The following is a 12,339-nucleotide window of genomic DNA, read 5'->3' as shown; positions in this document are numbered from 1 at the left end:
AGAACTATTTTGACCGGTGTTGGTCGAATCAGCTTCCTTATAGGAGACTACGCTGATGGCCCACCCTGGACGCCCCGCCACGAAGCTGCAGATCACCGATGCCGAGCGCGCAGAGCTGCATGCGCGACTGCGCGTACGCAAAGCGCCCGAGGACGAGAAGCTGCGCATGCGAATCGTGCTGGGCTGCGCAGATGGGGAGTCGGGCACCATGATTGCCCAACGCTTGGGCACGACGGTGCAAACTGTCTCCAAGTGGCGGCGGCGCTACCGGGCGTATCGTCTGGCGGGTTTGACCGATGCCCCGCGCGCTGGCCGCCCGCGCAGTGTGGGCGACGAGCAGGTTCAGCTCATTGTGGACAAGGTTCGCCAGAGCAAGCCTGACAACGCCACGCACTGGAGCGTGCGCCAGATGAGTCGGCACGCTGGCGTATCGCCCGCGACGGTGCAGCGCATCTGGCATGCCTTTGGGCTGAAGCCGCACCTGCAAGAAACCTTCAAGCTATCGACGGATCCCCATTTCGTGGACAAGGTACGGGATGTGGTGGGGCTGTATATGGCACCACCCGATCGCGCCTTGGTGCTGTGCGTGGACGAGAAGAGCCAGATCCAGGCTCTGGATCGCACCCAACCAGGGTTACCACTGACGTTTGGCAAACCCAGCACGCGCACGCACGATTACAAGCGCCATGGCACAACGTCGCTGTTTGCAGCGCTGGATGTGGCCACTGGCAAAGTCATAGGACAGCTCAAGCGCCGTCACCGCAGTGTGGAATTCCTGCAGTTCCTCAAAGCCATCGATGCAGCGGTGCCTGGCGAACAAGACATCCACCTGATCATGGACAACTACGGCACGCACAAGACGCAGGCAGTGCGGGCCTGGCTAGCAGCCCATCCTCGCTACCACGTTCACTTCACGCCCACCTCAGCGTCCTGGCTCAATCTGGTCGAGCGTTTCTTTAGCCAGATCAGCGAGCAGTGGATCAAGCGCAGCGCCCACACCAGCGTTGCTCAGCTGGAGCAATCCATACGGGAATACATTGATCGTCACAACGAGGATCCCAAGCCGTTCGTGTGGCATAAAAGTGCGGACACCATCTTGGCATCTGTGGCGCGGGCAGCGAGTACCATTATTTGATGATTACTTTTGAGACACCACACTAGGTCATGCTTGCATCTGGGGCAACGGGCCAACTTGACCCGTTCACGCTGCAACATGCTCACAACATAGGGCCATGAACGACCAATATCAGGCGCTCTACCAAACATTCCGCTGGCTGGTACCCACCCAGTTCAACATCGCGGAAGCGTGCTGCCACCGCTGGGCATCCAGTAGTCCGGATGCGCGGCGCATTGCCATCTACTACGAAGATGAATCTGGCAACCGCGAGGTCTGGACCTATGCCCGCCTGGCGGAAGCGGCCAATCAGCTGGCCAACGGCCTGGTGAAAATGGGCGTCGGGCGCGGCGACCGCGTCGGTGTGGTGCTGGGACAACGGCCCGAGACCGTGGTGGCCCATATGGCCATCTACAGCGTCGGCGCCGTGGTGCTGCCGCTGTCCGCCCTGTTCGGCCCGGAAGCCCTGGAAAGCCGCCTGCGCGACTCGGAAACCCGCGTCGCGATCGTGGATTACGCCTCCAGCGCCAACCTGTTGGCCGTGAGCGACAACTGTCCCAACCTGCAGCAGATCATCGGCATCGGCTTCGCCGACGAACGTGTTTTGCCCTGGCGCAGCCTGCTGGCGCGCCAACCCAGCGAATTCAAGATGGTCCAGACCCGTTCCTCGGATCCGGCCATTCTGCTCTATACCTCCGGCACCACCGGCGCCCCCAAGGGCGCGCTACTGCCGCACAGCGTGCTGATCGGCAACCTGCCGGGCTTCGTCGCCTCGCAAGACTGGTTCCCCAAGCCCGCCGACGTGTTCTGGTCGCCGGCCGACTGGGCCTGGACCGGCGGCATGATGGACGCCCTGCTGCCCACCCTGTACTTCGGACACCCCATCGTCGGCACGCGCGGCCGCTTCTCGGTCGAGCGCGCATTCGAACTCCTGGAACGCTACCAGGTCACCAACACCTTCCTCTTCCCCACCGCGCTCAAGATGATGATGAAGGCGGTGCCGGAGCCGCGCGGCCGCTACCAGCTGGCCCTGCGTTCCATCATGAGCGCCGGCGAAAGCGTGGGCGAGACCGTCTTCGAATGGTGCCAATCGGCGCTGGGCGTGACGCCCAACGAAATGTTCGGCCAGACGGAAATGAACTACGTGGTGGGCAACAGCCAGAGGCGCTGGCCCGCCAAGCCTGGCAGCATGGGCCGCCCCTACCCCGGCCACAACGTCGCGGTGCTGGACGAGGACGGCAAGCCCGTGGCGCCCGGCGCCACCGGCGAGATCGCCGTCAACCGGCTCGACATCCATGGCTATCCGGATCCCGTGATGTTCCTGGGCTACTGGCGCAATGAAGCCGCCACCCAGGCCAAGTTCAAGGGCGACTGGTGCCTGACCGGCGACCTGGCCAAGATCGACGCCGACGGCTACCTCTGGTACGCGGGCCGCGCCGACGACGTCTTCAAGTCCGCCGGCTACCGCATCGGCCCGGGCGAAATCGAAAGCTGCCTGATCGGACATCCGGCCGTGGCCAACGCCGCGGTCGTGCCCAAGCCCGACGCCGAGCGCGGCGCCCTGGTCAAGGCCTACGTGGTGCTGACGCCGGAATTCGCGCAGCGCGACCGCAACGACATCATCGAGAACCTGCAGGAACATGTGCGCGAGCGCCTGGCCCCATACGAGTACCCCAAGGAGATCGAATTCGTCGACGAGCTGCCCATGACCACCACCGGTAAAATCCAGCGCCGCATCCTGCGCCTGCGCGAAGAAGAGCGCTCGCGGATGACCGCAGGCATTACAGACGCGCCGCACGCCCCCAAGGCGTGAAGCCGCAACCGGAGACCTAGGCATGCCCATTTACCAGCTCGACGACCTGATTCCCCGCATCGACCCGGCGGCCTACGTGGCCGACAGCGCCGACATCATCGGCAACGTAACGCTGGAGGCAGGCGTCAGCATCTGGTCCAACGTGTCGATCCGCGGCGACAACGACGCCATCCTGATCAAGAGCGGCACCAATATCCAGGAAGGCAGCGTGCTGCATGTGGACGACGGCTGTCCCATGACCATCGGCCCCAACGTGACGGTGGGCCATCAAGCCATGCTGCACGGCTGTACCATCCACGAAGGCGCCCTCGTGGGCATGCAGGCCATCGTGCTGAACAACGCGGTCATCGGCCGCAACTGCCTGATCGGCGCCGGCGCGATCATTCCCGAAGATCGCATCATTCCCGACAACTCCCTGGTCATCGGCATCGGCAAGATCGTCCGCGAACTCTCGGCCGAGGAAATCGCCAATCTGCACAAGAACACCGCCCATTACGTGGCGTGCGGCCAACACTACAAGACCGCGCTGAAACGGATCGGCTGAGCGCCCCTGGGCGGCGCTTCGACCCTGCTGGCGGCAGGGGGAATAGACGGGCCTGATCGGCTAACATTCCTCCATGACCGATCAGCTCAAGAAATACCTTACCGAAGACCGCAGCGTCCGCATCCAGGCCGTGCGCCTGGACGCGACCTGGAAGGCCGTGCAGGCCAATCACGACTATCCTCCCGCCATCACCCACCTGCTGGGCGAACTGGTGGCGGCGTCCACGCTGCTGGCCGCCAACATCAAGTTCGACGGCTCGCTGGTGCTGCAGATCCAGGGCGACGGCCCCATCGCCCTGCTGGTGGTGGAATGCCGCAACGACCTGAGCCTGCGCGCCACCGTCAAGATGCGCGAAGGCCACGAGGTACCCAGCGATGGCAACATGCAAAGCTTGCTGAACCCGGGCGGCAACGGCCGTTTCATCGTGGTGCTGGACCCGCAGCGCAAGCTGCCGGGCCAACAGGCCTACCAGGGCATCGTGCCCCTGCAGGGCGACACCGTGGCCGAAGCGCTGCAGCACTACATGAAGGCCTCCGAACAGCTGGATACCCGGCTGTGGCTGGCGGCCGACGCCGACCATGCCACGGGCATGCTGATCCAGCGCCTGCCCTACCATGGCGGCTCGGACGCGCCCGCGCTCACCGAACAGAACGCCGCCGAAACCTGGGACCGCGCCTGCGCCCTGGCCGGCACCATCAAGCGCGACGAACTGCTGGCCACCGACATCGACACGCTGATCCATCGCCTGTTCTGGGAAGAAACCCTGGTGGCGTTCGATCCGCTGGCGGTGCGCTGGCACTGCCCCTGCACCCGCGAACGCGTGGCCAGCATGCTGCGCACGCTGGGCCAGGAAGAGATCAACAGCATCCTGGCCGAACGCGGCCAGGTCGACGTGGCCTGCGACTTCTGCGGCAAACCGTATAAGTTCGACTCCGTCGACTGTGCCACCTTGTTCTCGTCCGGCACGGCTCCCTCCGCGGACGAACCTCCCACGGTGCACTGATCCACACCGGCGGCCTGGCCGCCGGGACGTTTCGATCACACCGGCTTATCCTCATCGACAGGCGGTCATGCCTGCGCCAGACTGCGCAGCCATGACCGCCTTTTTTCATGTTCCCTCCTGCCGGCAACACGGCGCCGCCGCCATCGAATTCGCGGTGGCTGGCGCCGTGGTGCTGCTGCTGGGCTTGCTGGCGATCGAGGCCGCCCGCTGGCAGGGTGTGCGCCAGATGGCCTATCTGGCGCTGATGGAGGCGGCGCGCGCCGGCGCTACCGGCAACGGCGATCCCGCGCGCATGCGGACGGCCTTTCTGCAGGCCCTGCTGCCGCGCCACGCGGACCCGCAAGGCCAGGCTGGCGCGCGCCGCCGCCAAGCTGACGAGCAAGCCGAGCTGGCTGCCATTTCGGGCACCCACCCCTGGCGCATCGAAGTCCTGCTGCCCGATGAGCAATCGTTCCGCGAACACGCCCGCCCGGACCTCAAGGTGCCCGCGGCGTCAGGCCTGCGCGCCATCGACAACGGCTACCAGGACCTGCAGCATGCGCGCCGGCCGCCGCATCCGGGCGGACAGACCATCTTCCAGGCCAACACCTTGAAGCTGCGGCTGACCTATCTGCACAAGCCGCTGCTGCCGCCCTTGCGGGCATTGCTGGCCGCGCTGGGCGCCGATCGCGGCAGCTATGCCGGCAACGCGCAGGCCCGGGGCCTGTTGCCCTTGCGCATGGAACTGGAAACGGAGATGCACTCGCACCCGGTGGATTGGGCGCGCAGGACGCCGCAACCCGCCGGCATCGTGTACGGCGAATGCCGCAGCATGCGCTGCGGCTGAACGGAACGGGGGATGAACAGGAACGGCAGCCGGCGCTCAGTGCCGGGTATTGGCCTGATTGGCGGGCTTGGGAGGCGTCGCCGCCGGGCGGGCCGCCGGCGCGCTGGCGCGCGCGGGCGTGGCCGGCTTGGCCGCGGCGTCGGCAGCCAAAGAGGCGCCGCCAGCCGGGGCCGGGGTGTTCTGCGGCAGGATGTGCACGAACACCTCGCCGTCGCGCATCATGCCCAGTTCGCCGCGGGCGCGTTCCTCGATGGCGCCGGAGCCACCTTCGAGGTCGCGCACTTCGGCTTCCAATGCGGCATTGCGCGCGCGCAGGCCTTCGTTGGTCTCGCGTTGCTCCGCCACCTGGCGTTGCAGATCCCAGACCTTGAACCACCCGCCCTTACCCAGCCACAGCGGGTATTGGATCAGGCCTAGCAGCACGAACAGCACCAGGAACAACAGGCGCATACGCGGGAACCCTCAGCAGTCGTGGCGTGGATGCGGCCCCAGGATTGCGCCGGGGGCCGCGCTTCTCATCAACGCAGGTTGTAAAAAGCTTCCAAGCCAGGATACGACGCGACTTCAGCCAGCTCTTCCTCGATGCGCAGGAGCTGGTTGTACTTGGCCATGCGGTCCGAACGCGACAGCGAACCCGTCTTGATCTGCATGGCGTTGGTCGCCACGGCGATGTCGGCGATGGTGGAGTCCTCGGTTTCGCCCGAACGGTGCGACACGACGGCGGTGTAGCCGGCGCGCTTGGCCATTTCGATGGCAGCGAAGGTCTCGGTCAGGGTGCCGATCTGGTTGATCTTGATGAGGATCGAGTTGGCGACGCCCTTCTGGATGCCTTCGCGCAGGATCTTGGTGTTGGTGACGAACAGGTCGTCGCCCACCAGCTGCACCTTCTTGCCCAACTGGTCGGTCAGGAGCTTCCAGCCTTCCCAGTCGTTTTCGGCCATGCCGTCTTCGATCGAGATGATCGGGTACTTGTCGCACCAGGTGGCCAGCAGGTTGGTGAATTCCTGCGAGGACAGCGAGATGCCGCCTTCGCCGGCCAGCGTGTACTTGCCGTCGCGGTAGAACTCGGAGCTGGCGCAATCCAGGCCCAGGGCGATCTGCGTGCCCGGCTCGTAGCCGGCTTCGGTGATGGCCTTCAGGATCAGCTGGATGGCGGCTTCATGGCTGGCCACGTTGGGCGCGAAACCGCCCTCGTCGCCCACTGCCGTGGACATGCCCTGGCCGTGGATCAGCTTCTTCAGCATATGGAAGACTTCGGCGCCCCAGCGCAGGGCTTCGCGGAAGCTGCCTGCGCCCACCGGCAGAATCATCAGTTCCTGCAGGTCCAGCGTGTTGTTGGCGTGCGCGCCGCCGTTGATGACGTTCATCATCGGCACGGGCATGCTCATGGGGCCGCTGCCGCCGAAATAGCGGTACAGGGACAGGCCCGATTCGTCGGCGGCGGCGCGGGCCACGGCCATGGAGGCAGCCAGGATCGCGTTGGCGCCCAGGCGTTCCTTGGATTCGGTGCCGTCCAGCTCGATCAGGGTGCGATCGACGAAGGTCTGTTCCTGGGCATCCAGGCCCATCAGGGCTTCCGAGATTTCCGTATTCAGGTTCTCGACGGCGCGCAGCACGCCCTTGCCCAGATAACGGCTCTTGTCGCCGTCGCGCAGCTCGATGGCTTCGCGCGCGCCGGTGGACGCGCCCGACGGCACGGCCGCGCGGCCCATGGCGCCGGACTCCAGCAGCACATCGCATTCGACGGTGGGGTTGCCGCGCGAATCCAGAATCTCGCGGCCGATGATATCGACGATAGCACTCATGACTTTACATTCCCTGAACGATAAACATATTCATGACAGCCGCGCCTTCGCGGGCATTGCGGGCGCGGCGGTACTGCCAGGAGTCGTAGAAAGCCTGGGCCGCGGTCATGGAGGGGAACTCCATGACGACGGTACGGCCAGGCTCACGGCCCTCGAGGTGCCTGGAATCGCCGCCGCGCACCAGGATCTTCGCATCGTACGCGCGCATCGCGAGCGTGGACAGACGCTTGTAATCCTCGTACTGCGCGGGCTTGGTCACTGAGACGTCGGCGATGAGGTAGGCACTCATGGGATTCCTTCAGAGCAGTTGCGTTGGTTTCGGTCTGACGCCGGATACGGCGACGCCGCCAGTGTCGCGCAAGGCGGCCGGGCGACGCATATCCGATGCTAATTGGTTGTATCCGAAAGAAGCGCCGCCGTATAGGGCGGCGCTGAGGCGGCGGCCCGCGGTCCCGAAGATCCGCTTACGGAACTCCAGACCGCAGACGCGCATTACGCCTCCTGACCGCGACGAGCCTTCTGCTCGATGGCGGCGCGGATATAGCTGGCGAACAACGGGTGGCCGTCACGCGGGGTCGACGTGAACTCCGGGTGGAACTGCACGCCCACGAACCACGGGTGGTCGGGCAATTCCATCATTTCCGGCAGGTTCTCGGTCGGCGTGCGGGCGCTGATCACCATGCCGGCTTCTTCCAGGCGCGGCACGTAGACGTTGTTGACCTCGTAGCGATGGCGGTGACGCTCGTTCACTTCGTCGCCGTAGATCGACTGCGCGCGGGTGCCCGGCTTGATCGGCACGCGCTGCGCGCCCTTGCGCATGGTGCCGCCCAGGTCGGACGACTGGTTGCGCTTTTCGACCTTGCCTTCGCGGTCCATCCATTCGGTGATCAGGGCCACCACGGGATGCGGCGCGGACGGATCGAATTCCGTGCTGTTGGCGCCGCCCAGGCCGGCGACGTGGCGCGCGAACTCGATCACGGCCAGCTGCATGCCCAGGCAGATGCCCAGGTACGGCACGCCGTTTTCACGAGCGTAGCGGATCGCGGCGATCTTGCCTTCGGTGCCGCGCTTGCCGAAGCCGCCCGGAACCAAGATGGCATCCAGGTGCTTGAGCTGGTCGGTGCCGCGGGTTTCGATGTCTTCGGAGTCGATGTACTCGATGTTGATCTTCGAGCGCGTGTGGATGCCGGCGTGTACCAGGGCTTCCGTCAGCGACTTGTACGACTCGGTCAGGTCGACGTACTTGCCGACCATGCCGATGGTGAGCTGGTGCTGCGGGTGCTCCAGCGCTTCGACCAGGTTGTCCCACATGGACAGGTCGGCCGGCGGCGGGGTCAGGCCCAGCGCTTCGCAGACGATGTTGTCCACGCCCTGCGCATGCAGCATCGCCGGGATCTTGTAGATCGAATCGGCGTCCCAGACGGAGATGACCGCGTCCAGGGGCACGTTGGAGAACATCGAGATCTTGGCGCGCTCGTCGTCCGGGATGCGGCGGTCGGCGCGGCACAGCAGCGCGTTCGGGTAGATGCCGATTTCGCGCAGCTTCTGCACCGAGTGCTGGGTCGGCTTGGTCTTGAGCTCGCCGGCCGACGCGATGAAGGGCACCAGCGTCAGGTGCACGAAGGCGGCGTTGTTGCGGCCCATGCGCAGGCTCATCTGGCGCGCGGCTTCCAGGAACGGCAGGGACTCGATGTCACCCACGGTGCCGCCGATCTCGACGATCGCGACGTCGGTGTTGCCGTTCCAGGCGGCTTCGGCGCCACGGGCGATGAAGTCCTGGATTTCGTTGGTGATGTGCGGAATGACCTGGACGGTCTTGCCCAGGTAGTCGCCGCGGCGCTCCTTGCGGAGTACCGATTCGTAGATCTGGCCGGTGGTGAAGTTGTTCACCTTGTGCATGCGAGCCGAAATGAAACGCTCGTAGTGGCCAAGGTCCAGGTCGGTTTCGGCGCCGTCTTCCGTGACGAACACCTCGCCATGCTGGAACGGGCTCATGGTGCCCGGATCGACGTTGATGTACGGGTCGAGCTTCAGCATGGTGACTTGCAGGCCACGCGACTCGAGGATGGCGGCGAGCGACGCAGCGGCGATGCCTTTGCCCAGGGAAGACACCACACCGCCGGTGACAAATACGTATTTGGTCATCGTAATGAGCACCCGGGACGAGCGGGCGCGTGCGGGAAATTTGGATTATAGCCGGGAGGCGGAGCTTATTTGGGTTTTCCCCTAGCTCCGGGGCGTAACATTTGGCAGCACTCGAATCGGCGCAAGGGCCATCGCCTTGTGTGGCGCGGCGCAGCGCCGTGCTATGTTCGATCCCTATTTTTCTGCTTGCTGTTTTTTCTCAACATTCCATCCTTTCGCCGATGACCGATCCCGCCCGATCCTCCTACTCGCTCGCCTGGCGTCTTGCGCTGACCGCCGTTTTCCTGCGCCTGGCTTACTCGGCGCTGGTCCAGTCGTACAGCCTGCTGGCCCTGCCCCAGTTCGAGCAAATGCGGGAGATGTACAGCCAGCCGCAGTTCCTGGCGCCGCTGCTGGCCCATATCGTCGCGGGCGCGGTGATCGCCGGACTGACCGCCTGGGGAGCGATGCGAGGCTGGCTGGCGCGCCATGACACCCAGGCGGTGACCGAGCCGCGCAAGCTGTTCGGCACCTTCATCGCGCTGTTTCTGCTTTACACCCTGGCGGTGGCGGCCGGCATCGCCTTCCTGCAAAACACGCTGATGCGCTTCGTCATGGACCATCGCGACGTGCTGCAGGAACGGCTCGGCTTCGGCATGATCGGCCAGTTTCTGGCCCTGAACACCATCACCAAGCTCGTGAGCATCGTGCTGGAGATCATCGGCATCTGCGTCATCGTGCGCATTGCCGCCTGGACCGTGCAGCCCGCAGGCCCGGCCGGCGGCCCGGCCTATGAACGGCGCCATGCCGCCTGGACAACCGGGCTGACCGTGCTGGTCTGGCAACTGACCGTTTCGATCTCGTTGGGCGGCTTCCTGCAGATGCAGGCTCAGGGCGCTGGCTGGACGGCGTACGCGCTGGGCTATCTGGTCCTGCCCGCGGCCCTGCTGGGTCTATGCACCCTGGTCTGCCTGAACGTCCTGCCGCGCCCGATCGGCGCGGCCCGATTCGGGCGGGCCGTCGCCCACGGCTCCATCGCCTTCTGGCTGGCGCAGGCGCTGGGCATAGGTTTGGGATTCCTGGCCGTCCGGGCGATGACCTGGGGGCAACTGATGCGCGCCGCGGAATCCCATGCGGCCGCCGGCCTGACGCTGCTGGCCTATGGCGCGCTGCTGGCCTTGGGCTGCCTGATCGGCAGGCTCGCGCTGTATCCCGGCGCCAAGGCTGCCACGCCCGCAAGCTGACCTGATTTCGCGCAAAGCAAAAGGCCGCGGGCATTGCGCCCGCGGCCTTTTTTCATGCACTCACGCAGCGGTTCAGATCGCGGCGGTGCGGCGCTCCAGCCAGGCCAGCGCCTCGCCTTCGACCAGCGGCGACAGGCGTTCGTGCACCGTCTTGTGATAGTCGTTGAGCCAGGCGATTTCGTCGGCGCGCATCAGCGACGGTTCGATGCAGCGCGTGTCGATCGGGCACAGCGTCAGCGTTTCGAAGCACAGGAATTCGCCCAATTCCGAGGTCAGCCAGGCGCGATTGGCGACCAGGTTCTCGATGCGCACGCCCCAGCGACCCGGGCGGTAGATGCCCGGCTCGTTGGAGGTGATCATGCCGGGCTCCATGGCGGTATGCGGGCCCGGAACGGCGCGGTAGGAAATGACCTGCGGGCCTTCGTGCACGTTCAGGAAGTAACCCACGCCATGGCCCGTGCCATGGCCGTATTCCGCCCCGCCTTCCCAGATGGGCGCGCGCGCGATGGCGTCCAGCATGGGCGAAGGCGTGCCGCGCGGGAACGAGGCGCGCGACAGCGCGATCATGCCCTTGAGCACCAGCGTGAAGTCCACCTTCTGGTCGGCGCTGGGCGTGCCCACCGCGACCACGCGGGTGATGTCGGTCGTGCCGCCCAGGTACTGGCCGCCCGAGTCGATCAGCAGCAGGCCGTCGCCTTCGATGGTGGCGTGCGATTCCTGGGTGGCGCGGTAGTGCGGCATCGCGCCGTTGGCGTTGAAGCCGGCGATGGTGGCGAAGCTGGGGCAGACATAGGCCGGCCGGCGCGCGCGGGCAGCGGTGATCTGCTCGTCGATGGTCAGTTCGGTGATGGTTTCATTGCCCAGCGCGCCTTCGAACCAGGCGAAGAACTCACAGAGCGCCGCGCCGTCCTGCGCCATGGCCTGGCGCACGTTCGCCAGCTCGGCATCGGTCTTGCGGGACTTCAGCAGCGTGGACGGATTGATGGCTTCGACGCGCGGCACGGCGGGGTCCATCGCATGGAACACGCCGCAGGTCACGCGGGCCGGATCGATCAGCAACTTCTGATCGAGTTCCAGCGAGGCCAGGGCATCGGCCGCCTGGGCATAGGCGGCCACTTCCACGCCATCGGCCGCGAGCACGGCGCGCAGGGCGTCGTCGATCTTGCCCTCGGCCACGAACAGCGTGGCATGGTCCAGCCCGACCAGCGCGTGGCCGACGAAAACCGGGTTGTAGTCCACGTCCGCGCCGCGCAGGTTGAAGAGCCAGGCGATGTCGTCCAGCGTGCTGATGAAATGCACGTCGGCGCCATGCGTGCGCATGGCGCCGCGCACCTGCGCCAGCTTGTCTGCGCGGGTCACGCAGGCTTCGGGCGCCACGTGTTCATAGATGGCGGCGCCGGGCAGTCCGGCACGGTCCGCCCAGACGTCGTCCAGCAGATCCTCGCGGATTTCCAGGACGGCGCCGGCCGAGGCCGCGGCCGCCGACAGGGCACGGAACGCGCCCAGGCCCAGCACCTGTCCGTCCACCCCGATGACCTCGCCCGCCTTGGCATTGGCCGCCAGCCAGTCCACATGGCCCGGCGTCGTGGCCAGCGCGATCTTCATCAGCTGCACGCAGGTGCCGGCCAACTGGGCTTCGGCCTGTACCCAATAGCGGCTGTCCACCCACAGGCCGGCGAAATCGGCCGTGACCACCAGCGTGCCGACCGAGCCCGTGAAGCCGGACAGCCAGCGCCGTCCCTGCCAGCGCGCGGGCAGGTATTCGGACAGGTGCGGGTCCGAGGACGGAACGACATAGGCGGACAGGCCGCGGCGGCTCATGGCCTGCCGCAATTGGGCGATACGGGCGTCGGTGCTAGACATGGG

General features: G+C 65.9%; 11 protein-coding genes. 6 read left to right on the top strand and 5 right to left on the bottom strand.

Going from position 1 to position 12,339, the window contains the following annotated elements:
- Positions 1–55: 55 nt before the first annotated feature.
- The 5 genes from ACZ5YA_RS30910 (at position 56) to ACZ5YA_RS30890 (ending at position 5,300) form a co-directional block, all read left to right on the top strand.
- Positions 56–1,135 (top strand): IS630 family transposase, encoded by a 1,080-nt coding sequence (locus ACZ5YA_RS30910; protein WP_005801445.1) that lies wholly within the window; start codon positions 56–58, stop codon positions 1,133–1,135.
- 97 nt (positions 1,136–1,232) lie between these two features.
- Positions 1,233–2,927, top strand: a complete 1,695-nt coding sequence (locus ACZ5YA_RS30905; RefSeq protein WP_464091676.1) for an acyl-CoA synthetase — start codon at positions 1,233–1,235, stop codon at positions 2,925–2,927.
- Positions 2,928–2,949: 22 nt separating this feature from the next.
- Positions 2,950–3,471: a gamma carbonic anhydrase family protein gene (locus ACZ5YA_RS30900; protein ID WP_464091675.1), complete on the top strand. Its 522-nt coding sequence runs from the start codon at positions 2,950–2,952 to the stop codon at positions 3,469–3,471.
- A gap of 73 nt (positions 3,472–3,544) precedes the next feature.
- Complete coding sequence (hslO, locus tag ACZ5YA_RS30895) at positions 3,545–4,474, top strand: Hsp33 family molecular chaperone HslO (RefSeq protein ID WP_059374681.1); 930 nt, start codon at positions 3,545–3,547, stop codon at positions 4,472–4,474.
- 91 nt (positions 4,475–4,565) lie between these two features.
- On the top strand, positions 4,566–5,300 hold the full coding sequence (locus ACZ5YA_RS30890; protein WP_464091674.1) for a TadE/TadG family type IV pilus assembly protein: 735 nt from the start codon (positions 4,566–4,568) through the stop codon (positions 5,298–5,300).
- Between the two features lie 36 nt (positions 5,301–5,336).
- Here the strand turns inward: ACZ5YA_RS30890 and ftsB are convergent, their stop codons facing one another.
- The 4 genes from ftsB to ACZ5YA_RS30870 all read right to left on the bottom strand — a co-directional run bounded on the left by ftsB (position 5,337) and on the right by ACZ5YA_RS30870 (position 9,250).
- A complete protein-coding gene (gene ftsB, locus ACZ5YA_RS30885; protein ID WP_059374685.1) occupies positions 5,337–5,750 on the bottom strand; it encodes a cell division protein FtsB in 414 nt (137 codons plus the stop codon).
- A 68-nt stretch (positions 5,751–5,818) separates the two neighbouring features.
- Complete coding sequence (gene eno / locus ACZ5YA_RS30880) at positions 5,819–7,105, bottom strand: phosphopyruvate hydratase (protein WP_054450719.1); 1,287 nt, start codon at positions 7,103–7,105, stop codon at positions 5,819–5,821.
- 4 nt (positions 7,106–7,109) lie between these two features.
- Entirely contained in the window at positions 7,110–7,394 is a 285-nt protein-coding gene (locus ACZ5YA_RS30875; RefSeq protein ID WP_013392289.1) for a DUF1330 domain-containing protein, read from the bottom strand.
- A gap of 203 nt (positions 7,395–7,597) precedes the next feature.
- The gene (locus ACZ5YA_RS30870) at positions 7,598–9,250 is read right to left on the bottom strand and encodes a CTP synthase (protein ID WP_054450715.1); all 1,653 of its coding nucleotides are present in this window, start codon (positions 9,248–9,250) and stop codon (positions 7,598–7,600) included.
- Positions 9,251–9,471: 221 nt separating this feature from the next.
- On the opposite strand from ACZ5YA_RS30870, the gene ACZ5YA_RS30865 reads away from it, so the two are divergent.
- A complete protein-coding gene (locus tag ACZ5YA_RS30865; protein ID WP_059374686.1) occupies positions 9,472–10,473 on the top strand; it encodes a hypothetical protein in 1,002 nt (333 codons plus the stop codon).
- 72 nt (positions 10,474–10,545) lie between these two features.
- On the opposite strand, the gene ACZ5YA_RS30860 is transcribed toward ACZ5YA_RS30865, so the two are convergent.
- Positions 10,546–12,336, bottom strand: coding sequence for an aminopeptidase P family protein (locus ACZ5YA_RS30860; protein WP_464091673.1), 1,791 nt, complete (start codon positions 12,334–12,336; stop codon positions 10,546–10,548).
- Between the last annotated feature and the right edge of the window lie 3 nt (positions 12,337–12,339).

The organism is Achromobacter sp. JCM 18799 (assembly GCF_055395645.1).
Note: the sequence above shows the minus strand (reverse complement) of the source record. Positions and strands in the feature narration are given on the sequence as shown.

Coding starts and splice junctions, on each gene's coding strand:
- ACZ5YA_RS30910 (WP_005801445.1), top strand. CDS start 56: ATGGCCCACCCTGGACGCCCCGCCACGAAGCTGCAGATCACCGATGCC.
- ACZ5YA_RS30860 (WP_464091673.1), bottom strand. CDS start 12,336: ATGTCTAGCACCGACGCCCGTATCGCCCAATTGCGGCAGGCCATGAGC.
- ACZ5YA_RS30900 (WP_464091675.1), top strand. CDS start 2,950: ATGCCCATTTACCAGCTCGACGACCTGATTCCCCGCATCGACCCGGCG.
- ACZ5YA_RS30865 (WP_059374686.1), top strand. CDS start 9,472: ATGACCGATCCCGCCCGATCCTCCTACTCGCTCGCCTGGCGTCTTGCG.
- ACZ5YA_RS30870 (WP_054450715.1), bottom strand. CDS start 9,250: ATGACCAAATACGTATTTGTCACCGGCGGTGTGGTGTCTTCCCTGGGC.
- ACZ5YA_RS30905 (WP_464091676.1), top strand. CDS start 1,233: ATGAACGACCAATATCAGGCGCTCTACCAAACATTCCGCTGGCTGGTA.
- ACZ5YA_RS30890 (WP_464091674.1), top strand. CDS start 4,566: ATGACCGCCTTTTTTCATGTTCCCTCCTGCCGGCAACACGGCGCCGCC.
- hslO (WP_059374681.1), top strand. CDS start 3,545: ATGACCGATCAGCTCAAGAAATACCTTACCGAAGACCGCAGCGTCCGC.
- eno (WP_054450719.1), bottom strand. CDS start 7,105: ATGAGTGCTATCGTCGATATCATCGGCCGCGAGATTCTGGATTCGCGC.
- ACZ5YA_RS30875 (WP_013392289.1), bottom strand. CDS start 7,394: ATGAGTGCCTACCTCATCGCCGACGTCTCAGTGACCAAGCCCGCGCAG.
- ftsB (WP_059374685.1), bottom strand. CDS start 5,750: ATGCGCCTGTTGTTCCTGGTGCTGTTCGTGCTGCTAGGCCTGATCCAA.